At 57.8% G+C, this 21,795-nt stretch carries 24 protein-coding genes and 1 tRNA gene; 4 read left to right on the forward strand and 21 right to left on the reverse strand.

Annotated elements, in window-relative coordinates; genetic code table 11:
- Positions 1 to 139: 139 nt before the first annotated feature.
- From RTCIAT899_RS11935 to RTCIAT899_RS11945, 3 genes are all read right to left on the reverse strand, one after another.
- Complete coding sequence (locus RTCIAT899_RS11935) at positions 140 to 463, reverse strand: phage holin family protein (RefSeq protein WP_015340494.1); 324 nt, start codon at positions 461 to 463, stop codon at positions 140 to 142.
- A 12-nt stretch (positions 464 to 475) separates the two neighbouring features.
- The gene (locus RTCIAT899_RS11940; protein WP_015340495.1) at positions 476 to 727 is read right to left on the reverse strand and encodes a hypothetical protein; all 252 of its coding nucleotides are present in this window, start codon (positions 725 to 727) and stop codon (positions 476 to 478) included.
- 61 nt (positions 728 to 788) lie between these two features.
- Positions 789 to 1,421, reverse strand: a complete 633-nt coding sequence (locus RTCIAT899_RS11945) for a hypothetical protein (RefSeq protein ID WP_015340496.1) — start codon at positions 1,419 to 1,421, stop codon at positions 789 to 791.
- Between the two features lie 95 nt (positions 1,422 to 1,516).
- Between RTCIAT899_RS11945 and RTCIAT899_RS11950 the strand changes: the two genes are divergently transcribed.
- From RTCIAT899_RS11950 to RTCIAT899_RS11965, 3 genes are all read left to right on the forward strand, one after another.
- Positions 1,517 to 1,759 (forward strand): DUF4160 domain-containing protein, encoded by a 243-nt coding sequence (locus RTCIAT899_RS11950; RefSeq protein WP_015340497.1) that lies wholly within the window; start codon positions 1,517 to 1,519, stop codon positions 1,757 to 1,759.
- A gap of 15 nt (positions 1,760 to 1,774) precedes the next feature.
- A complete protein-coding gene (locus tag RTCIAT899_RS11955) occupies positions 1,775 to 2,254 on the forward strand; it encodes a helix-turn-helix domain-containing protein (RefSeq protein WP_015340498.1) in 480 nt (159 codons plus the stop codon).
- Positions 2,255 to 2,773: 519 nt separating this feature from the next.
- A complete protein-coding gene (locus RTCIAT899_RS11965) occupies positions 2,774 to 3,223 on the forward strand; it encodes a hypothetical protein (protein WP_015340499.1) in 450 nt (149 codons plus the stop codon).
- Between the two features lie 186 nt (positions 3,224 to 3,409).
- Here the strand turns inward: RTCIAT899_RS11965 and RTCIAT899_RS11970 are convergent, their stop codons facing one another.
- The 15 genes from RTCIAT899_RS11970 to RTCIAT899_RS12040 form a co-directional block, all read right to left on the reverse strand.
- Positions 3,410 to 4,564: a phage late control D family protein gene (locus RTCIAT899_RS11970; protein ID WP_041677577.1), complete on the reverse strand. Its 1,155-nt coding sequence runs from the start codon at positions 4,562 to 4,564 to the stop codon at positions 3,410 to 3,412.
- 2 nt (positions 4,565 to 4,566) lie between these two features.
- A complete protein-coding gene (locus tag RTCIAT899_RS11975; protein WP_343228553.1) occupies positions 4,567 to 4,887 on the reverse strand; it encodes a tail protein X in 321 nt (106 codons plus the stop codon).
- A complete protein-coding gene (locus RTCIAT899_RS11980; protein ID WP_015340501.1) occupies positions 4,784 to 5,248 on the reverse strand; it encodes a phage tail protein in 465 nt (154 codons plus the stop codon). Before RTCIAT899_RS11980 ends, RTCIAT899_RS11975 begins: the two co-directional genes overlap by 104 nt.
- Positions 5,249 to 5,567: 319 nt before the next feature.
- The gene (locus RTCIAT899_RS11985; protein ID WP_148289259.1) at positions 5,568 to 6,323 is read right to left on the reverse strand and encodes a hypothetical protein; all 756 of its coding nucleotides are present in this window, start codon (positions 6,321 to 6,323) and stop codon (positions 5,568 to 5,570) included.
- Positions 6,324 to 6,325: 2 nt separating this feature from the next.
- Complete coding sequence (locus tag RTCIAT899_RS11990; protein WP_015340503.1) at positions 6,326 to 8,494, reverse strand: phage tail tape measure protein; 2,169 nt, start codon at positions 8,492 to 8,494, stop codon at positions 6,326 to 6,328.
- A gap of 124 nt (positions 8,495 to 8,618) precedes the next feature.
- Positions 8,619 to 8,891 (reverse strand): phage tail assembly protein, encoded by a 273-nt coding sequence (locus RTCIAT899_RS11995; RefSeq protein WP_015340504.1) that lies wholly within the window; start codon positions 8,889 to 8,891, stop codon positions 8,619 to 8,621.
- Between the two features lie 79 nt (positions 8,892 to 8,970).
- Positions 8,971 to 9,483 carry a phage major tail tube protein gene (locus tag RTCIAT899_RS12000; RefSeq protein ID WP_015340505.1) on the reverse strand — a complete coding sequence of 171 codons (513 nt, stop codon included), beginning with the start codon at positions 9,481 to 9,483 and terminating at the stop codon, positions 8,971 to 8,973.
- Positions 9,484 to 9,498: 15 nt separating this feature from the next.
- Positions 9,499 to 10,965, reverse strand: coding sequence for a phage tail sheath subtilisin-like domain-containing protein (locus RTCIAT899_RS12005; RefSeq protein ID WP_015340506.1), 1,467 nt, complete (start codon positions 10,963 to 10,965; stop codon positions 9,499 to 9,501).
- A gap of 149 nt (positions 10,966 to 11,114) precedes the next feature.
- Positions 11,115 to 11,744: a hypothetical protein gene (locus RTCIAT899_RS31650; protein WP_135488201.1), complete on the reverse strand. Its 630-nt coding sequence runs from the start codon at positions 11,742 to 11,744 to the stop codon at positions 11,115 to 11,117.
- Entirely contained in the window at positions 11,720 to 14,497 is a 2,778-nt protein-coding gene (locus RTCIAT899_RS33925) for a phage tail fiber repeat family protein (RefSeq protein WP_015340508.1), read from the reverse strand. The genes RTCIAT899_RS31650 and RTCIAT899_RS33925 overlap by 25 nt, the downstream gene beginning before the upstream one ends.
- A 6-nt stretch (positions 14,498 to 14,503) precedes the next feature.
- A complete protein-coding gene (locus RTCIAT899_RS12020) occupies positions 14,504 to 14,689 on the reverse strand; it encodes a hypothetical protein (RefSeq protein ID WP_015340509.1) in 186 nt (61 codons plus the stop codon).
- Positions 14,690 to 14,706: 17 nt separating this feature from the next.
- The gene (locus RTCIAT899_RS12025; protein ID WP_015340510.1) at positions 14,707 to 16,998 is read right to left on the reverse strand and encodes a hypothetical protein; all 2,292 of its coding nucleotides are present in this window, start codon (positions 16,996 to 16,998) and stop codon (positions 14,707 to 14,709) included.
- A 2-nt stretch (positions 16,999 to 17,000) separates the two neighbouring features.
- Complete coding sequence (locus RTCIAT899_RS31655) at positions 17,001 to 18,215, reverse strand: phage tail protein I (protein ID WP_015340511.1); 1,215 nt, start codon at positions 18,213 to 18,215, stop codon at positions 17,001 to 17,003.
- Positions 18,212 to 19,102, reverse strand: coding sequence for a baseplate assembly protein (locus RTCIAT899_RS12035; protein WP_015340512.1), 891 nt, complete (start codon positions 19,100 to 19,102; stop codon positions 18,212 to 18,214). Before RTCIAT899_RS12035 ends, RTCIAT899_RS31655 begins: the two co-directional genes overlap by 4 nt.
- A gap of 2 nt (positions 19,103 to 19,104) precedes the next feature.
- Positions 19,105 to 19,482, reverse strand: coding sequence for a GPW/gp25 family protein (locus RTCIAT899_RS12040; protein ID WP_015340513.1), 378 nt, complete (start codon positions 19,480 to 19,482; stop codon positions 19,105 to 19,107).
- 164 nt (positions 19,483 to 19,646) lie between these two features.
- Here RTCIAT899_RS12040 and RTCIAT899_RS33060 point away from each other — a divergent pair.
- A tRNA-OTHER gene (locus tag RTCIAT899_RS33060) sits at positions 19,647 to 19,731 on the forward strand.
- A 197-nt stretch (positions 19,732 to 19,928) separates the two neighbouring features.
- Here the strand turns inward: RTCIAT899_RS33060 and RTCIAT899_RS12045 are convergent.
- From RTCIAT899_RS12045 to RTCIAT899_RS12055, 3 genes are all read right to left on the reverse strand, one after another.
- The gene (locus tag RTCIAT899_RS12045) at positions 19,929 to 20,387 is read right to left on the reverse strand and encodes a hypothetical protein (protein WP_041677582.1); all 459 of its coding nucleotides are present in this window, start codon (positions 20,385 to 20,387) and stop codon (positions 19,929 to 19,931) included.
- 100 nt (positions 20,388 to 20,487) lie between these two features.
- The gene (locus RTCIAT899_RS12050; protein ID WP_015340514.1) at positions 20,488 to 21,039 is read right to left on the reverse strand and encodes a phage baseplate assembly protein V; all 552 of its coding nucleotides are present in this window, start codon (positions 21,037 to 21,039) and stop codon (positions 20,488 to 20,490) included.
- Positions 21,036 to 21,788: a hypothetical protein gene (locus RTCIAT899_RS12055; RefSeq protein ID WP_015340515.1), complete on the reverse strand. Its 753-nt coding sequence runs from the start codon at positions 21,786 to 21,788 to the stop codon at positions 21,036 to 21,038. Before RTCIAT899_RS12055 ends, RTCIAT899_RS12050 begins: the two co-directional genes overlap by 4 nt.
- Positions 21,789 to 21,795: the final 7 nt, after the last annotated feature.

Here is a 21,795-nt window from a genome sequence, read left to right on the forward strand (position 1 = left end):
CATAGGAGGAATTTGCGGAGCATTGCATCAGGAAGCTCCCGATTGCGCGAAGATCATCCGTTCGCGAGCGCAACCGACGACCTTCCAAAGACAAAAAGCCGCCAAACATGCGCTTGGCGGCTTTTCGTATCGGTTAGGCCTAACCCACAATGCGCCTCGAAAACCATTTCTGAAACAGCACTTCAGTCCCGCGCGGCCCGAGATAGGCGAGCCCCGCTATCAGGCCCGTGGTAGCGGGTTGCCCTACATATAAATAGGAGGCTACGCCTTCCCCGATGAAGGCCATGCCGAGAGCAACCGGGACCTCCCAAAGCAGTTCGATGCCGAAGAATTTCCGCCGGCCCTTGCGCGCCTCGTTGGTGTGCCACATGGCCCGGCCGACCATTGCGCCAACAATGGTCGAAAGCGCGCCGCCACCCCAGGCATTCAGCAGCTCATAAAGCGAGTTGTATTTATCGGACATCAGCCCGCCTTTCTATTTCTGGATAGGAGGTTGCCGCTTGATCAGGCCCGATAATCCATCGCGACCAATGTTGACGACCAGCTTCAGCGCACCTAGCCCGGCAATGGCGTAGGCGGTGATCTTGGGGCTAATGGAAGACTGCGAGCATTCCAGCGTACCGGTTGCGAGCTGCGTGCAGCCGCTGGCAAGCAGGATAGCGACGAGCAATCCCGAAAGGCTAATGACGATGTTCAGCATATTATGCAGGGTATTGGTATTCAGCATGCTTGATCCTTTTGAAGTGGCGTGAGCGGGTGTCGGACGAGGGTCAGCGTGCAGCGCGGACTTAGCGCGAGGCTTCAAGTGCTGCCGCGAATTTCTTGGCGTAGCCGGCAATGTCGGCGGCACGATCAGTGCCGTTGATGATCTTGCGCGCCCCGGCCCAATCGCTGACGGTGGCGCTGAAGTAGTCGGCAAGCCGTTTGCCGGTGAACCGCCCGTTGATCATGCCATCGCACAGAATTTCGACGGTCTTTATAGGATCGAGTGCCTTGTCCGGATCTTCGGCGATGCCGTATTTCGCGTAATTGTCGCGGCCGGTGATCTGCACCAAACCGCGACCGCGATAGCGCCAACCGTCGCCGCTGGCCTCGTTGCGGTTGCCCATGCGGTTCGCATAGGCGCGATTGGCGATGCGCTGCGGCTGTCGTGCATAGGCTGCGGCTTGAGAAATGGTGAAATACTTCGGGAAGGTCGCCAGCAAGCCCGAAGCGGAATAGTTCAGATTTTCAGAGACGGCGCACATGGTCCTATCGGTTTCGTGATAGGCCGTCGCCAGCATGTAGGCGAGCCAGCGCATATCGAACGGCGCGGCACACCATGCGGCAAGAATTGCCTCCATGCCGTCCACTTGATTTACCGAAAGCCGTCCACCGAACAACGACGACCGCACCGCCGCGAAGAACTTCGCGTGATCCATAAATTCTCTCCATATTTTGGGGTAAAAATTGCACCATGTAACTTTACATGGTGCATAATATGCCCTATGTTTTACCTCATCGAAGTGAGGGGCACATGGGCAAACTGGTTCAAATCGGAAACATCATCATTCGGGTTTACGCGAACGACCATCTGCCCCCGCACTTCCACATCATCACCCCCGATGGGGATGCATTGGTGGAAATCGCGACACTGGAAATCCTGCGTGGTAAGCTCGCACGCAAGGCGCAAGACACCGCCCTCGAATGGGCAGCAAAGAACAAGGCAGCTATTGCCGCCGAGTGGAACCGGACCAATCCCCGCTTTCCAATCGCTTGAGGAAGGGAAACAGACATGGACATGCCGCGCATTGAAAGCGTAACGCCAGCCTCAAACATGACGCTGGCAATCAAGTGGAAGGGTGGTGCTGAATCCTCCGCAAACCTTATCGGCTGGATTGCGACCGGCGGCGAACTGCTCGCCCCCCTCAAGTCTCCCGATGTCTGGAAAACCGCCGAAGTCACGGACTATGGCGCAACGGTCGAATGGGCCGGCGAAGATTTGGCGATCGATGCCTATCACCTCTTCCAGATCGCCGAAGACCAGCGCGATTTCAATGCCGAGGATTTGCGGAAATGGCAGGAAGCAATAGGGCTTTCCAATAACGAGGCGGCGGACTTTCTTGGGGTAACGCTCCGGACATGGAAGAACTATCGCGCGGGCGCTCCAGTTAGCCACGCCGTCAAGATGCTACTGCGCGCCAGCCAACGCGACCCGCTCTTGATGCATGCGCACTATCGCCCGCGCCAGAATGGCAGGCCGAAAGCTGCCTAGCCGATCGATATGGATCGACGCACTCCCGCCAAGCGCCGGCCGCTTTGCGTCAATTGCGGTCATCAATGAAGCCAGCTAGAGTACGCCCAGGAGTTGAACGATGAAATATTGAGTGACATGCATCAGGCTTTGGACGTTGGTGACTATCTCAACATTGCCATCCTCGCCGGAGGGATGATGTTGGTTTACATACTCGCAGTGGGGCCAAATCGCTACAAGTCGATCGATGAAATTCCCAAGCGTGTGCTCGTCAGGATAGCCCTCATAGGGCTCCCACTTGTTGTCGTGCTTATCCTTATTCAGACTAATCACCGTTCAACCCCATGGTTGATGTACACGCCAGTTTCATGGTTGCGTCCCGTGTGAGGCTTTCGGATTTGATCCACGTCCGCTTCGGGCCTGGAAGCTATCGTCCCCCCTTCGTTGTTAGGAGGGCGGCGGCGATTAGCGGCGCTTGCCTTTCAGCAGAAGTCTGCCCGCTCACTTGCCATCCTTCGACATTTATACAATCCTACCGCCATGGCCGACGAAGATATCCAGAATAATATACGCAGCGCCCTGCAATCCATCATTGCAGGCGAAAAGCAGCGACTCGATACGATGTTTAATAAGTCCGATGATGACAATATTAAGCGGGTGGAAAAGCTTAAGCCGGTGATCGCCGCGCTTGAGGCCATCAAAGCCGAGATCACCGATTACCCGGAAATCGAGTTTAAAAGCTATGGCTATATGGCGAATGTCGTCATCAACGACAAAGGCGGAAATCACCGTCTGTCGATCAGCACGACTTACGGCAGCGATGCCAACGAGCATTTTACCGTCGAAGAAAACCAATATTTCAGCTTCGGCGATTTTATCGAAAAATTCCATCAATGTAGGGGCGAGGACGAAGTTATACGCTTGGTCATGGACGCCATAGGCAAGCATATCGCACTCAAGAAATCACTCGCAGATCGCAAACAGAAATAAACCATCGTCCGTGGTTAGGGCGGAGTTGCGATCCGAAGAGGCGGTCGGGCTCAGTCAGTCGTGATCCCAACCGCGATAGCGATTCAAGATTCACGCTTACTTGGAATACCGAAGGAAGGGTTGGTTTGGGCCGTCAAACCAGAAAGGCCGAAAACAGACGTGCCTCGCTTCGTAGCAAGCTCCCGTCTAGTTCTCGTCAATCCGTCCGAAGCGAGGCGTGAGAAAGACCGAAGGCGTGGCAGGCGTGCCCGGCGCGCTACTCGGCGCAACCTTCCCGGCCGCATCGGCGGCTTCGGGCGGCTCGGCACCTTCGCGCCTGCCGGCTCCCTCGTCTTCAGTCGCCGACTTCCCGTCGTAAAGCCGGCCGGAAACGTCAACCTCGAAGCCGGTCGTCTTCGTGTACTTGGAACGTGCCGTTTTGATGATGTAAGGCACGCCATCAAGCCCAGGGCGAACGTCTGCAAAGAGCAGCGGCAAGCCCGCCTCTATCGCCGCATCGCCCAGTACCGTTACCGAAACACTACCCTCCCCGCGCGCAAGCTCCTTTGCCTTGGCGCGCGCCGCCTTGTCCGCTTCTGCCGGCGACGAAAAGGCATCGGGAATGCGGTAGACGCTATCGCCATCCGCATCCGCGTCCGCCTCTATTTCCACCCGCTGCGCCTTATCGGCATCCTGATAGTAAGAGACGACCTTGCTGTATTTCGTGCGGTCATTGATATCGACTTTCAGCGTGCCGGTTTTGATGACCGCAGGCGTCAGGATGATAGAGCCGAGGGAAGCGCCGGAAACCGAGAGGCCGGAGCCGCGACGCGCAAACAATAGCCGCCGCTGCTTGACGGCAAACAGGGCGTTATGCCGGTCTGCCAGCCGCCGCAAGAAGTGGATGTTCGTTTCGTCCTGCTGGCCTATCCACTCGTAACGATGCTCGGCAAGATCGGGATCAACGGCAGGCGTCAATCCGCTCTCGCTGGCAATCTGCGCGATCAGGTCGCCAAGGGTGGCTTTATCCCATGCCCGTTCCTGCCGTTCTTTCAGCTTGCCGCTGCGCAAGTCCGCTGCCTTGCCGGAAATCGACATCTTATACGGTAGGCAATCGAGGCTGATCTTGTCGGCCGTGAATTGCCCTTTGAGAACGAGGTTGCTGCCGTAACCCATCTTGACCGAGATGAGCGCGCCCTTGCGCGGGAGCGCGAGATAGCTCGGAGGGCCGTCGTTTAGCTCGATATCGACCGTATCGGACTTCAAGCCCTCTTCATCCGTCACGGTGACGGACATCAGCCGTTCATAGAATGCGCCGGCAACCGGCACGCCATCGACGGTAATTTCAACGCGAGGCTTCATATTCAATCCCATAAGCTAATCAGCCGCCGCTCTGCGCTAACGCTTGGCATGTCCGGCATAATGATTTGAGTACCGAGGGGGAGGATCGGGCCAAGACTGGAAAGGCCCGGATTGGCGGAAAGTACCGCCTCGACAACCGCCGTCGTCCGCCCATAGTGAGAGAGGCAAGCGAGATCGACCGTCTCGCCTTGCCGCGTCGTGTAAATCCTTGCCATGCGATCACCTGAATAGCTCAGAAAGTAGGGAGCTTGCGCGGTCCACGATGCCGCCGGCACTTGCCGCAGCGTCCGACTGGATGCGCTTGAGCGAAATGACATAGGCATTCCGTCGCGGCATCCCTTTGGCATCGTGATAGGTCTGATCTTCCTCAACTGATTGGACCGTGAACATGCCCCGAATGACGCCTTCCATGGCGTCACCACTGACCAGCATCATTTCCGTTCCCGCCAACTGTGCCGCTATGATGCCGTCGAGTTGCGATTGCCCGCCAAATTCCTCCGGAAACAAGACGCCTTGAATCGTCACCTCGTCCGACGTTGGCCCTGTCCATTGCTGCGGATTGAGGTCCTGCCCCACGGATATCTCCACCCAAGGCGTATTAACCTTGCGCTTGATATTCTGATAGCCGAAGCCCAACGCCTCGAAGGCGTAGCCTCCGAGCATCATCGATGTTACACCCGTCATTTTCCACCTGAAATTGAACTGTTATAGATCGCCGATATCAAAGGGTGCGTCGATTGAAAAGAAGCTGAAAAGCGCATGCACCTGACGAATGGCGACGGGCCGGCAAAGAATGCACCAATTCCTTAGCTAAAACTAATCGAGATTATCTAACTAAAGCAGGTTCTAAAGGCCGCAGCACTTATCGAATGCACCGATACTATCGTATTCGCATACGGCGTGAAAATGCCGATAAACATCTCGAACCGCTAACAGTGGTGCGGGTTTTCTATGAAGGAAAATCTACACGAATTTCGCTGTTCAACGGTGGGAATGTATTCGGTCAGATGGAAGCGCCATCATCTTGCGCTGATGTATTTTCTACCATTTCGGATTTCTTTCCTTCGGTGAGGCCGTTTGTGGCAGCTTCAACCTGCAAACCCAGCAGACGGTCTTGTTTTCGTTGGTGAAGCAAATACCATGAGCCAAGACCTATCAACAAAATTACTCCGCCACAAATTAGGTTGATGCGCGCTACCAATAGGTCTTGTTCACTACGCTTTAGCACTCGATCAAATGCAAAACCTTGCTGCTTCGCTGCGATCTTTGCCTTATATGCATCCTCGCGCTTAGCAACGGCCTTTTCATACTCAGAATTAAGGGCGGCAAAAGCATCTATTGCGCGCTGAGCCGCCGCTACGTTGCTAGCATTTTCCGGCTTGAGCGCCTCTTGAATAAGCGTGGATGTCTCATTGAGCTTCTTTTCTAAACTGTCACCTTGCTGCTCGACATTCGTGACGGCAACGTCATATTGCCCAGTTGCTTCGTTATATCGGATTAATGCCTGATCCAGCCGGTCGGAATTATCACGTATTAGCCAAAGACAAAATACGATAATCACGATGCCACCTAGGGTCATAAACTTATAGAGATTGTCCGTGGGCAATTGAGGAATCATCGCAACCTCCAGCTGGTACAGCAGTGAGCTCAAATGCTCGGCGCTACGCAATAGTTGATAAACGGCGTCCACTGGAATCGATGCTTTGAAATTCGCGACAATAAGTATTCGCCCACGACCTGTCGTGGCAATTGATCCCAAGCTTAGTCGCTAAATTGGGTGTCGGTCGCGTTTCTGACCGCCGTCCCGAGCTGGCTGATGACTGCATTTGCCGCCGCCTGCGGGTCAGAAGCTCCCGTGATGGAGATCGGCGCATGAACCGTCACGTTCGGGGGTTGCTGATTCACAACGCGGACATCTTGCGTCCCGCTCGGCCTAACCATCTCAGCAATGGATGACGCATCGATACGGGCGGTTATCAAGCCAAGATCATCCGCTGTCTTTCCGGGCGAGGTTTCCGTGGTCGATCCACCGAAGCCGGCGGCGCGCGCTGCACGGGCACTATCCATCGCAGATTGCGCATAGACACCGGCCGAAGTCGGGCTATTGTCCGACGTGACGAAGGACTTCAAATACGACCCGATGGCATGCACCGCGTCCTCCGGACCCGGCAACCAAGCTTTTCCCTGCTTGTAAAGCGTATCGCCAGTATAGCTTTGCTGTCCGAATTCCAAAGCGCCCGCTCCCGCCATCCCATAAATGCCAAGGCGCGCAAATCCCTTGAGCATGGCCGACCAACCCGCAAACAGGCCCGTGGCCGCGCCGCCCGCCGCCGCCCCGGTTGCTGCTGTCGCGGCAACGCCTCCGGCTGTTGCGGTTCCACCACCGACAAGTGCGGCAATAGCACCGATGGTTTTGAGGGCACCGACGAGAGTGCTCGCCCCGGATAACAGAAACATCGCGCTCGCGAGTTTACGAACCGTACCGGCGAGGAAGGCGATGCCAGCGCCCCACATAGCGAGCTTGAGACCATAGCCCGACATCTGGCCGAGGAACTGCGCGATAGGGTTTTCGCGAATTGCGTTCGTCAGCTCGCGAACGGATGCGCCCCATTCCCTCGCCTTCATGAACAAGCGGCCAAGGTTTTCGCCCGCGTTCGGATCGACCTTGCCAAGCATCAGGTCGCTAATGTCGTTGACCATTTCGCGAATGCCGCCATCATAGCCAAAGCCTTGCGCGAACCCCTTCGCGCCGACCTTGATCTGATCGAAGATCGTCGCCCGGCTACCGAGAGTATCTAAGACTTCGCTGATCGCCTGCGCGCCTTCGCGGATGGAAGGCAACATGCTGTTGCCCACTTCCCAAAAGATGTTGGATACTTTGTTGCCCAAAAGCTCGAGCGCGTTGCCCGTAGTGCTGGCACGCTGCTTATACTCGTTCAGGGCGGAGCCGGCATACTTTGTTCGGTCGCTCACGCTTGCAAGCGCATCGTCCAGAAGCTTCACATTGCCGAGCAGCGGAATGAATGCCTTGGCCTCATCACCGAAGAAATCGGAGACGATTGATATCTGTTGATCCTTCGGAGCCTTGGCGATGGCGGCGAGAACCTTTTTCAGAGCTGCCGGCGCATCCTTCTGCATTTCCTTGGCGATCTTCGGCAGGTCGAGACCAAGCCTTGCAGCCACTTCACGCTGACTCTTTTTCGCGGAAGCGCCGCGCGTCAAAGCCTTCGTGACGTTCTGCATGGCGGTCGCGGCAACTTCCGGTTCCGCGCCGGCCGCAATCATGGCGCTGCCGATGCCGGCAACCTGCTCTTTGGTGAAACCGGCAATCTTACCGAGGGCACCGACACGCAGCATGAAGTCCGTAATTTCCGACGCCTTGCTCGCCATGTTGTTGGACAAGTGGTTCATGACATCGGCAAGGTCCCCGGTCTCGGCAACCGTCAAGCCGAACTGCGTCTTCAGTTTAGCTAGGCTGGAACCTGCCTTCTCGGCCGTGATGTCGAAGGCGATACCGACGCGTGACGCCATTTCGGCAAAGCCCTGCAATTCTTCCGTCGCGATGCCGGATTCTCCGGCGGCAGCGAAGAGAGCAGCGATGTTGTTTGCGGACATCGGGATTTCGCCCGACATGCGCCTGATGTTGCGGCGCATGTTCTCGAACTGCTCCTCCGTCGCTTCGACAACCTTTTTAACATCGGCAAAAGCAGACTCGAATTTGATTGCGCTTCCCGCCGTGGCGCTCAAGCCCTCCCTCACTCCAAGATAACCAGCTCCCAAGGCCATAGCCTGCCCGATCATCCCACGCATAGGAGCGAACGCCGTCATCTGTTGGGAGCGCAATCCGTCCAGCGCCCGCGTGATGTGCTTGGCGCGAGCAGTAACATCGTCAAGCAATGAAACGCGCAGGGTGCTTTGCTGTGTGGTCATAGCGGTTCCTTCAGCGCGTCCCTCAGGCTTCGCGCTGTCTCAAAGTAGGCCAATAGCTTTTCAGGGCGCCACCGCTCGATGACGTCGAGCGATGTGTGCGTGTAACGGGCAACGAAGACGGCAACTATTCGCCAGTCGTGTTCTTGCCTTCGTTTCCCAAGAGGTCCTTGGTTTTGGCAAGGATGATACTGAAATCCTTAGCCTTGATCTTTTTGAATGCGGGCAGCGGAGTATCGGAGATCGAAGCCAGCACCGCGACGTTGCCGGAAAACTCGCCTTTGACATGATCTGCCGCCATGAAGTCGCCAACTTCGGCTTCACGGAACGTCAACTCGGTAATGGTCAGCTCGCCATGCTTTACGGGCGAAAGAAGGGTATGGGTGACAACTTCGGTCATGATAGCCTCGATAAAAATGGCCCGCGCGAAGCGGGCCGGATTGAATGGAATGATTTGAATGAGAGAATGTCGCTAGCTGCTAGAGCAGCAGGGCGTTGCGGATGTCGCCATACTGCGAGACACCGCCGACCCTGAAATCAAAGTCGTCCATCTCGTAGATTTCTTCGCCGTCGATTTCGAGCTTGTAGTAGTTCACGTCAACGGCATAGTCGTTCTCGGCAAGGTCGCCGGTTTTCCATGTGCCATGATCGGGCTTGTACATCTTGCCGCGAATGGTCAGCACGGCGCTATGCGTCGTGCCGTCTTCATCGACATGCGCTCCGGTAATCATGAATGGCGTATCGACGCCCGGCTTTAGGCCGAAGAGCTTCAAGATCTGCGGGTCGAGACCCGGCATCTTGAACTTAAACTCCGGAGCCTCGTAGCCGAGATGGACCTTGCGGGCCTTGATCATACCGGCATTGCGCACGTCTTCGCGTTTGGCTTCCGGCACGGGCACGGTGATATCGCCGATCTGCCCGAGCTTGCTCGTACGGTCGGCCCACATCATGCAGTCGCGCAGGATGCGGCTAGGTAGGGTCTTTTCTGCCATGTCGGGCTTTCCTTATCAGGCGGCGAGCGAGAGCGGGCCGGTTTCGATTGCGCCATTCACCTCATCCAGCAGAAGCCGGTAGTAGAGAATGTTGCGATGGGTAGTGACGTGGATTTGTTCCATGAGGCCGACCGGCTCGAATTCCACGTCAAGGAAAAGCTTGCCATCGGCGAGCGTGGTCGGCTCATTGATATCAGACAGCCAGACGCGACCGCCGAGGATATCCTCATTGTTCTTGAAAACGCGAAGTGCGGCGTTGCCGTCTTCGATCATCATCTTGAGATTGGCCTTTGTGAACTTGCGGTCCACGTAGAGGAAATAGAGGTCTTCAAGCGCCTCGTTCACCATGTCAGCCGTCGCGCGTACGCTATCGAACTGCCAAAGCGGATCGTCCGTCGCCAGACGGCTACCCCACGTACGGAAGCCGCCGCGCTCGTTGATGATGGTGGCGACCTGCTTTTCGTTCAGATAGTTGCTGTCTTCGGGGTAAGCGATGGTGCGGGCAACGCCATCGATCGTGCGAACGATCTTGTTCGATACCGAACCGGATACGCCCTCTGAGGATGCGACGACGCGAGCGCGAATGCCGGCGAAAACGGCGGCGACAGGCTTTGTCACCGGTACGCCATTAACGTTCTTAATGGTCTTTGGATCGATGATGAGAATGCGACCGCCGTTGACCGTACGACGAAAGCGAACGGCTTCCGCATTCGTGGTGTTCGGCCCGGAGATGTAAGCCCTCGCCCGGATTTTCGGGGTTATGACGTTTAGCGCGGAGATAAACGGATTGGCAACGTCGCCAACATTAGCCGTCGCCTTCGGCAATACCTTGTCCGCCTCTTTGCCACCGCCGGTAAAGGTAATCGTCGGCGGCTGCGAAAGCGCCTTGCCCGGCTCGACCACTCGCACCGCGACTACCTTTCCTGCATCGACAATGCCGGTGCCCATGATTGCCTCAAGCTTGGGCAGAACTTTGTCGGGATCATTGCCACCGCCGGACGCCTCGACAATGGGCGCTTCTGTCAGCTTGGCCCCTTGCTCCGACATCGAAACGGAAACAACGCCCGCCTCGATCCAAGCGCCGGTATCGCCGGCAGTAATGACGACGCGCGGCTGATAGCCGGTAATCGCCTTGGCACGCAGCGCCGCATATAGGCCGGTACGAGCAACCGGGTCGCCAAGCAGATTAGCTTGCTGGGCCGCCGGGTCGGCGCTATCGGGCACGCGGTTGACGATGCACCAAGAACCGCCTTCGCCAAAAACGGAGGTCACGTCTTCCAATAGCGTGCCCGCAGCGCCGAGCGCCGCAGCCGCCCGTTCCGAGGTAATCAGGGTGGGATAGTTCAAGGGGAAGGCGGCGGCATCCGCGTTGGGTGCCGTGCCGTTGACGAAGGTAATGCCGTTGCGCTGGACGCGCAGAAGCGACGGGGTTTCCGCGCTTTCGGCGAGCGTCACGCCATGCGCATAGGACAGGTCGGCCATAAAGGTCTCCTTTGGAAATGACAGAGGATCGGGTGCGATTGCGCCGCCTCAAGTTTTCAGGGCGGCAAAGAGCAAGCGGCCCGCCGGAGCGCAGCGGGCTGAATTAACGAATGTCGAGGGTGTGAAGCATGATGCTTCGGGAGCCGCGCCTATTGCTGCGCGGCCGCCGTCCACATGGCATCAATCGCCTCCGGCGAGAGATCGAAGGATGATCCGATCTGCTCAAGCAAATGATCGGTGCGCGAGAACATGGTAGGATATTCCCAGGCATTGAGCGCCTTAGCCCGTGCCTTTGCGTCGGCAATGCCGTTGATTGCCGCCGTCACTTGGTCCGGCATGATATCGTTATCGATAAGCGCGTCTCGGAACTCGCGAGGCGTCAGGTCCGGCATTGCCGCACGCTTTTGTTCAATGGTCATGTGGTCGGTCGGGTCCACAATCCGACTGCCGTTCCATTTCATGCCGTAGACGCTACCGCCGGGACCGCGCGTGAAATCGCCGGCTTCCTCACGGCTGATACCGATGATCCGATGACTCGCGATCTGCGAGTGTTCGGGATTGGATTCCATAGAAACCACGCGGTCGCCGTCATCTAGCGCCACGTAGAAATCAAAGGGTGGCAGCGATTTATAGAGATCGTGCCACTCGGTGCCGCCGGCACCGTAAAAGACATAGATTTGGGTTTCCCGACCGCCGGGAAGCTCCACGGTTTCAACCCGTGAAGTGAGTTTTCCGAAATCGTGCATAGGATTCCTCAGAATGGGAAAGCGGCGAACCAACCGCGATTTTGAATGTAAAGCTGCGGCTGACGAGAGCCGAACCTGTACTGGTCACGGTCCACGCGCTGCGCCATCGTCAGCACGTAGCCGCCATTGTTGATGACGGAGCCATTGGCCATCAGCACTTCGACGTAGCCCGCCATTTGAGAGTTGGTGACGGCGTTGTTAACGTGCGCTTGGCCCCAATAATAGGAGCGGTCCTCAATCCGCGTGTTCAAGTCACCGAGCTGCTGGGTCCCGATGGCGCCAGCACTAGAGATGTAAAAATGGATCTGCCCGCCTTGGTCCTGCCAGCACAGGCTACCATTGGCGTCTACGACCCACCTTCCACGCTTCACATTCCTGCGGTGTAGCCACAGGCCGATGTCTGCATTGCTCGCTGGAGATGCAAGCTCAACATCGCCGGTAAACATGTCGCCAGCCTTATTGGCCGGCGCGTAACCTAAAGCCGCCTGCTTTGTATCCAGGGTCGTTTGCAGGTTCGCGATGTCAGCGATGACATGCTTGTGCCCGGTATCCGACTTTTGATTCAGTGCCGCTTGCGTAGCGTTCGAGATCGGCTTTGCCGCATCAGAGGTATTGTTGACGTTCCCGAGACCGAGAGCGGCAACTTGGGCAGTCGCGTTCGCGGCGGTGAATAAGGCTCGCCCCACGGTGCTCGCATCCGTCAAGTCGGCTGAGGTCAACGTTACCGCGCCCTGCCGCCCGGCCACGGACTGCACAACGTCCGTTGGCGTTCGCAGCTCCTGCCAGTTCGCCAGCGTCGAAGCCGGTTCGCTTTGCAGAATGAAGCTCTTGTTGACATCGGTTCGAATGGCAACGTCGCCCTTCTGCACCGCAAGAGCGAGCATCGCCGCTTGCGAGGCGACAACAAACGTGTCGGTGATTGCCGAAGCAGGCAATTGCGAGGTCGGAATTTTGCCTGCCCCGTCGAGCGAGGCATAACCGTTGGCCGCTCCCTTATTCGCGATGTTCTCCGGCACGAAGCCAAGGCTCGCCTGCTTTCCTGCCAAAAGGGCATCCATGGTGGAGGATGAATAAGCGTCTACGATGCCATAGCCGGCAAGCGTCGTCGGCTTACCTGCGACATCGGCAAAATCCACAAAGCTCCATGTCATTGAGCCGGCCGCTCCGCCGGCAGTCAGCACCTTTTTCGAACTGCCGATACCGGTTGACGGCACATGCAAGTTGCCATCGCCAGTCGGGTGGACATAGTTGTTGGCCCCGGCCGCAACACCGTTCAATTTGGTCTTGTCGGCGGCGGACATAAATCCGCTGGTCGCGGCCGTCGCGTCAGGGTGCGCGACAGCACCGCCCGCGCCGACATGGGCAGAGGCGGCAAACGCCGTCGATGGCTGCAAGGCCGCAGAGCCGAGCTGCAGCAAAGTGCGGGCCGCGCCGGCATCGACGGCGGCAAGGAACGAACGGGCATATGCCGAAGTCACGCCCTGATAAGCAGCAGTCCAGGCAGTCGAGAAATCCGACAGATCGGCAGTGACAAGCTGCAATGCTGATTTAGCCGCTGATGCGTCGCCAGCCTTTAGGATTGCTTGCCCCGTCGCTCCGCTATCGGAAACGTCGCTGGCATTAAGGGTGATGACCCCTGTCTTTCCAGCGACTGACGAAACAGCGGTGAATGTCGGAACGCGTTCCCAACGATCCGGACCACGGCGCAACTGATCGCCGGCAGCAACATCGCCGACGTCATCGGCCGTGACCTTGCCGGGCACCGAGACAACCCAAAAGTCGCCCCGGTTCCCGGACCCTGAAGAGATGGCAGGCGTATTCGTGGCGGCATTGTAGACGCCAAGAAAGCTGCCATCGACGGGAAGATATGCGCCGGAAATCTTGCCATCGGGACCGAGCGGCGCATAACCGTCCGGCTTTCCCCTGCTGGCCTTGTCTTCCGCAACATATGAAAGTTTGTCCTGCTTGCCGTCCAAAAGGCGGAAGTTCTCGGCTTTCGTATGAGCGTCCCCGATACCGTAGCCGGCGAGCGTCGTCGGCTTGTCGTCAATTTCCGACCACGGATGACGATGCTGGTCGTATTCCTGCGCACGAACATAGCGGACATCGGTGTAAGCCAAATCGAGCGCCACCGACACATCGCCGCTCATTTCGCCGCCGCCCTTCAACCCCATTCCGGCCGTGACGGAACGGGTCTTCGGTACGGTCAAAGCCAGAAGCTCACGCAAGGCAGCTTCAACCGTCGTGGACGTGAGACCGCCGCCGGCCTCACGGAAAACGCGGTCTGCTTGATAGTCGATATGCGAGGTCGCGGAGATAATCCAATTGGTGCGGATGGGATCACCCGCGCCAAAGGTCCGTTCGATATCGACCGCAAGCGTGCCGGTGTCACGGTTGTAGGAAATCAGCCGGCCAAGCATGACGCCGTAAGGCGCGTCGCGCGTCACCAACGCCAGATAGGCCGCAGGCGAATAACGACGCTTGTTCGCGGAGCTGATACCGATGGTCATAGGACCGGTCTTCACCTCAACGGCCGACTTGCTTTCGGCGATAAAGACCGCGCCAAGCTGCAAATCTTCCTGCAACTGCGCGATGAGCGGTGAAACGGCTTCATCGATCCGCTTTAGGCCGTTTTCTTGCAACTCACGGACGGCCGCTCTCCAATCCTTTTCGATTTCCTCCTGTCCATGCAGACGCAAATCGAGGTCTTCGTAACGGCGGTTCCAGAAATCCGGGTCGCCGAGATCATCGCCGACCTTGATTTGATATTGATCCAGTCGGCGCATACCCGGTCACTCCTGCGCTTCGGTGATTTCCTCGAAGGAGAGGATATCGGCCTTGATCTGCTCGGCGACGGCACCCTTGATGGTGCCGCCCTGGCTTGGCCGAATGGTCAGTCCCACGACCTTGACGACGGTTGCGACTTGGACGCGATAGTCCGCGTCCGGCTTGAAAGCCGGCGTAGATTTGACAGGCATGTTTCGTCTCCGGGAATTTAGAGCGCTACGTCAACGCGCTCTTCAACGTGGAAGGGCACGAGAGCATTGTTGGTCGTGCCCTCGATTTGGATTTTGTAGGCGTTGATCGCCGGCGTTGCGGCAAAGCTGTAGGTGCGGCGGAAGCGGCCGGGTTCGATCGGCTCGTCTACAAAGCCGCTGCTCGCGATCAGGGTGTTGTCATCCTTGCGGAGACTGACTTTCAAGGTATGCCGTTCGGCCTCGAACTTGGCGACAATGAGCTGAACCGTGATCGTGGTTGCCGATGTCGCCAGCGTCCGGCGTGTCGAAATGTGCTTGAACGTGGTCCGCTGACGCCAGATGCGAATGCGGCTGCTCGGTATCTCCAAAGCAGGCGCAACGGCATTCGTACCGGTCATGACGACGCGGTGACGCAACAGCGGCGGCAAGCCGACCAACAGATTGGGCGTCAGCACGTTCAGCGGCTTCCACGCACCGTTGATCATCACTTGATGCTCGATGGCGCATGATTTCGGCCTGATCGTTCCGGCGAGAATATCGATGGAAGCAATGCCGCCCGAAAGCGTCAGCGCCGCCAATTCGATTTCAACGCGGGATGCCTTGAAGACCAGATATTCCATCTGGAAATAAAGGTCGCGCGTGAGGTCGCCCTGATAGTACGCGCCGTCCGTGGAGTAGAACAGCGTGCCTTGCGCATACTTGTTGCTATCGACCACCGCGACCTTGTGATTGCCAAGCGTGGTGATGATGAGCGAATAGCGCTGCCCGGCCTCAAGAAACACGGGCGGAATGGCGACATAGGTATCGTTCGGCGCAACCTTGATGCTGGCATAGGGAATGGTGACATGCGTCACAAGGTGCGCCGGGTCGGGCGAGCCGCTGGCCGTCGTATAGCCGATGGAAATATGCACATCGCCATCCGCGCCCTTTTCCGTGAACCGGAGCTTGAGGCCGGAAAGCCAACCGTCTTGCGAATTGAGGATAGTCTGTGCGATCTGCGCGCCGGACACCGTTCTGTCCGTCGTCTGCGCAACCCAATAGTTATCCTCCCACGTATCCTCCCAAAACTGCTGGACACGAAGGAGGGTATGCGCATTGAGCGGGTCCCACCACGATTGCCCATAGACGTTATCGAGGATCTGCGTTCCGGTGACGAGGAAGGTTTCGCCGTTCTTTTTGAACGTGTTGGTGGCGCTGTCATAAACGCCATCGGCCCACCACTGCGAATTGTTGCAGACGTTATAGGCCGGGCCGTAGCGCATGCGCGAACGGGCCACCGACAACTGTTTCATCTCATGGGTTTGGAAACCGTACTGCGCAATGGCAACGGAGCCATCGACCGCACCCGCCGACGATGCCAGCCGGATTTCCCGGCCGGAGATTGCCGGCAGCAGCAGACCGTTGCCCGGCAGATAAGCGCTCAGATCGAGAGGGTTATAGAGCGAAATCTGTGTCTCGTTCCGTGCCTCATGAGCAAAGCGCACGCCCTCTTCGACAAGGCAAAGCAGGTCGAGGTTTTCGTTGTCGGTCTCGCTGCTGGTCAAATAGCGGTCCGAAGCCCAATCCGACGCATCGTCCGGTATTTCCAGCTTCTCTTTCAGACGTGCAATATCGCGCATGACGTTAATCAATTCGCCCGAGCCGGCCATGCCCGCCATGCCCTTTTTAAGCGCGGTGATATCGCTGGCAATCGTGTTGATGCGCGGTTCGATCTGATCGCGCCACACCTCCAGCGACCGAATGCGCTTATCGTTGCGGGTGACGGATGGCAGGGCGTTGGCAGCTTCCATCGCAATCGCTTCGATACCGGTCGTGTTCAGCGTAACCCAGGCAATGACGATAAGCGACTGATCGACCACCGGGCGCGGCAGCGTGGCACTTTCCTGCCCCGGAACGAGGTCGAGCTTCGCGGCGCGATGGCGCTCGACCACGAGCATGCGGGGTTCCGTGGTATCGCTTTCCAGATCAACGAGGAAGTCGCGGGTCTCGGTTCGGCTGTCTTCCTCCTGCCCGTAGGCGATAACGGCAACGAGCCGCTTCGTTGCCGAAGGCAGGATTGAAACGATGTTGCGGGTGGACGCCTGTTCCATTTCGAAGACCGCGCCATCCGGCCGATAGATGCGACCGGCCGCGATCTGCAATTCCGTCGCGCTGTTCTTCGTGACAACGAAACCGGCATAGCCGGGCGCGTCGGCCGTCACCGCGTCCTTGACCAGCGTGTCGAAGGTTGCCCGTGCGGAGCCTTGGATATTGTTGAGATCGCTGTGGCGCGCTTCCATGCGATCCTGAAACGGTACTGTTTTAAGCATAATCAGCTCCTGAGTAGACGGCCGGCAACAAACGGCGTGCCAGCGACAATGAGCTGACCTGCCTGCGGGCTGCGGAATGTTTTGGTGTTGATGAGGATGGTATCCCGCGCCGATTTCGCGGCGCGAAGGGCGCGCAGGGTTTCACGATATTTCTCGCCATCCGAGGCGGCGAAGAATTTCCCGAAATAGCCGCCAACAGCGAATGCCCTTCGCGGTCGGATCGAAGGTGCATGCACCACGAGTTCGGCCGTGAACGGAGCAACCCCGAAACGGCTTACGCCCAAGTAGGAAGCTCCCCTTCGGCGCGGCACCATTTCCGGGTCCCAAATCACAATGCGCTCGAAAACGCGCGTTTCGGATCGCATGTTTGACCAGTAACGACGGTGCAGCGGTCGGCCGAAGAATGCCGCCCTCCCCGCTTCCGCCCGCCCGTATTGCGCCTCTGGCTGCACTGTCGCCGGGCGCATGCCATAGCGAATGACCGAGGGCGAGCCGTCCGCACGCCGATAGGCGGCGACAGAGCGATTGTGATCGAGTGTCACCCAAAAGCGCAGGGTTCCGCCGAGACAGCTAACGGACCGCCGACGCTTTCGCCGCAGCAAGGCTCGCTCGTACATCGCGTAGCCAAGGCCCGGAATGATGTCCGTCACCTCTTCGACGTTGATCGGCTGCTCTAGCCCGGCCTCGAAGAACGTGATGCGCGGACGCATTCGCTCCGCCGCCTTGCTGTCTGCGACGAAGGATGCACCCAAGGCGGAATAGGACCGGGCAGACAGGAAAAGCCGCTTCCCGGCACTCGACCGCAGAGCGCGGCTGTAGATACGGATTTGCGGCATGCGGTCGGCAAGCGCCGCGCGCTGCTCTTCTGACATGCCGCCCGACAGGAAGAACGTACCGGGTGGCCGGATCGCGCGAATAATTTCGCTTCCGACTATCCCGGCATAAGCTTCGAGGCCGGCAAGCGTGCCCTTGATCCGATGATGATAGATGGCATCCGCGATCACCCGGCGCTGATGATGAACCGGCCACTTCGGATTCCAGATATCGACCGAATGCGCGTGAGCGAGGACAGGCAGGAAGTGCACGGGCGCGCGCATCGGGTCGAGATGGGCTTGCCAGTCAATCCCAATCGCTTCCGTGCGCTCGCCGACCGCCGCAAGCGCCTTTTCCATAGGCTCCGAGCTTTGCGGCAGCAGATGCGTTTCCGCCGGGATCACATCAGCACCCGATACGTCAGATTGATATCCGTCAGATATGGCGCGACGTTGGCACGCGCCGGCAGGTCGGCAACCATGACAGGTTCGATGCGCATCACGTTCGGCACGTAAGCCGCAGCCAGAAGAGCCGAAGCCGGGACTTCGGCCCCGATATGGTATCGGGTCGCGCCGAAGGCTTGGACGCTTTTAACCGCGGCACTCACGACTTGCGCAGGGTCCGGGCCACGCGGCACGACCAGCGTTGCCGAGAGGGTGTAGCGATCGATCTGCGCGGCCGAGACGGTCACATCGTCAGTAAGCGGCCGAACGTGCTTTGCATCGAGCGCCTTGGCGACCGAAAACACAGCATCCACCGGAGCCGGCGACCCGGCAGCACCGAGCAGATAGACGAGAACCTTGCCAGCGCCGCCATTGACCACGCGTATGTCATGCGCCTGCGGCCAAGCTTTCAGGGAGGCGGCAAGATAGCCATCTTCCGAACCGGCCGCAGGAGCGTCGAAGCTCGCCAGATAGCGGCGCAACAACGCATCGTCGTCTTCCCGAAAGATGACGTTGCCGCGCTCGTCCAGGGTGACGATGCGCACAACGTTCGCACGCGAAACCGCGTGTTCCAGATCGCCGCCTTTAGCAAAGGCCGGCAAGACCGAACGGATACCGTCATTCACGCGAGAGCGCATCAGCACTTCGCGATAGGCATGCGCCTCCTGATCGATCTTGATAGGATCGGTCTCAAGGTCGCCGACATCATAATCAAAACCGGCTTGCTGCGCCCGCTTGCCGAAGTCTGCCATGCGGCTTGCAAGGATCGTTTCAAAATCGAGCTTTTCGATTGCATCGGGTTCCGGCAGGCGCGAAACGTCGATGATGTTTGGCGTATGAATTGCCATGATCAGGCCCCGCTATAGATGACGCGGATGCTTGCGCTCTCCGAAATGGAGTAGTCGCCGCGATGGCCGCGTGGGTAATAGGTTCCGAAGATTTCGAGGGTAATCGAGCCGTCCGCTTCCGCCCGCGTGACCCTGCCCGCCGACATGCGAAAGCGAGGTTCCCATTCGAGAATTGCGCGTGCCGCTGCGGAGTAGACAGCCAGAACGTTGCGGCGGGTCATCTTCGCGTCGATCAGGTCCGGCAAGTCACTGCCGAAGTTTCGGCGCATGACGCGCGACCGTTTCGGGGTGGTCAATATCTTGCGCACTGACTGCTCGACATGGCCCCAATTGCTAAGAGACTTGCCGCTTGCGACGCTTAGTCCCGCCGAATCCGGCATGGTCCGCACCTCTTTCTTTTTGGTAGGGGAAACGACATTGCCAAAACGGCGGGGCAAGCTCCCTCGCCTGATCGGCGGGCAGCGATTTGAATTCACCGGACGCGCGCCATTGCCCGGCGATGTCGAAGCTTGAGCCTGATGCAGGCGTGCGCTTATATAAGTCAGCCAACGTGGTGGAATAGGTAGACACGTCGCCGCAGCGATCCCGAGTGGAATGCTTGGGTGCAGGTTCAATCCCTGCCGTTGGCCTTCAGGTGAGCCGTCCAATTTTTGGCAAAGACGAAGCCAGTTAACGCGGCATTCGCGGTTCTAAATCGCATTTGGGGACAAGTGGAATAGTCACGCTTCCATGCCGCTGAAAGCGCATAACACGACAAGGGCGGCGATCGCATGCCACCGCCTCCGTTGTTCGCTATACTCAGTGTCGGAGATTTTGGTGGGAGGATCTAGTCCTCCAAGTTCACGCTTGCTGCCGTAATTCCGCGTTGCATCATTACATCGCCCACTTTGCCGGAGACGCTAATGTCGCAGCCGCTAGTGCAGTTGTTGTAGAGCAAACTAAGCTGATCACGCGGGAGTTTTTCCACATTGACAAAAAAGGCGGTCATACCGCCGTTTTTGTCATATAACAGACCCTGCTCCCCCATGAACAAGAATTTCCCACTGGTGGTGACACTCTGCCCGCGCATCTTTTTATAATCGACTTGAAGATCGCTCCACGAAATAGTCAGAGCCGTATCAACCTTTTTTGCGGCACCCTCCCCAGTCTTCCCAAAAAGGGTGTCATAGCAGTCCAATCGCGCAGCATCATTCGCGATCTTGCGGCAAGTAAAAACATCGCCTGCTTGCGCAACGGTAATACTGGCCGAAAAAGATGCCAGAAAAACGGAAACTAAGATTTTCATTATGCGCCCTCAACACAACCATTGGCAGCTACGAAATCACAGAAAACTTGCAAAAGGGTTGCGCTACCCCATAACGATGTCTCCGGCAATGGCTCGGAATCTAATCTTTCGCGAAGACGCGGGTTGACCCTTCGACAATAGGCCAAAGTCCCTTGGATGAGCCCGCCCCCACATCGACCCTGTCACCGATGCGAGCGACTTTTTTTCCGCCCTCGCCGCCGAGCTGTACATTGGGCGATTCAACAATCACGGTTGCGCCCGTCACCTTCACCAGATTGGCCGAGGCTTCCACGACGGTATCGCCGATTTTGATATGCAATGGCATATCCTTGTTCTCGCGAGCGTTCGCATCGCTGTATGTGGAGAAATCTATCTGCGCGTCCGCCATGTCGCCGCTTTCGGACACAACATCGACCTGCTCGCCCTTCAGATAAAGAACGTCCACCTTGACGCCACCGGCCGCGAGCGTCCGCGCCTTAATCCATGGCGAGAGATAAGGTTTGCCATTCTGATCGGACAGCTTGACCCGATACATGCTTTTGTCGTCGCTGACCTCTGCAATCGTCCCTTTCCGGCGGCGATTGCGGTTGCGGCGCTCAAGCTCGGCAATACGGTGCATCATGTCCGAAAGCTGTTCAACGAGGCCCGTCATCGCGTCACCTCGAATGCAGGCGTCATCAACATGGCGTCGGCCTCGCTGTAGATCATGCCGTAACGGCGCATCGCGGCTTGCAGTTCGTCCGCATCGCCGGAGATCTGTGCACGCATAAGCGCGATCTTTCGGCCCATATCCGGCGAGCGCGAAACAAGCTCCGTTTCACACTTCGCGAAAAACCGCGCCAATGGCGAGTTGGCTTTGAGCGCAATACCGCGCACCGGGTCGGCAATAGCATCCACGGTCAATTTCAATTGGTGTGCCGCTAGCCGGACACCATTGGTATCGCCGCTTGCCCGAGAGCGTTGCGACTGTCCGAAGCCGAGCACCAGACTATTGAAGATTGCCGACCATTCGTTATCCGGGTCGGCGAGCGTGTCGGTAATTTGCCGCATCGTTAAATCCAGATGGAATTCGAAATTCGCGTCCGTCGCCGGCACGCCCTCATATATGACGGACTCATCAGTCGCGGCATCCGTCACGACATGCGAGGTTGCTATTCCCGCCTCGAAAAAGATATCCACCTTGCCGCTCTTTGTGAGTGAGCGAAGTTCTAGCCCATCCGTCACCTTGGCGTCATCGGTATAGACAGAGATAAACGGCTTCTCCTGCGGCGTGTGCAGCGATCCGTTGGCGGCAATGTCAAGCGCGCCAATCTGGCTATCGAGAACATTGCCATCTACCAGTGTCCGCCCTTTCAGGGCTTCCACGGCACAGATGCGCAAGGCGACACGTACGAGGGACATTGACACT

Source organism: Rhizobium tropici CIAT 899, from assembly GCF_000330885.1.
GTDB lineage: Bacteria > Pseudomonadota > Alphaproteobacteria > Rhizobiales > Rhizobiaceae > Rhizobium > Rhizobium tropici.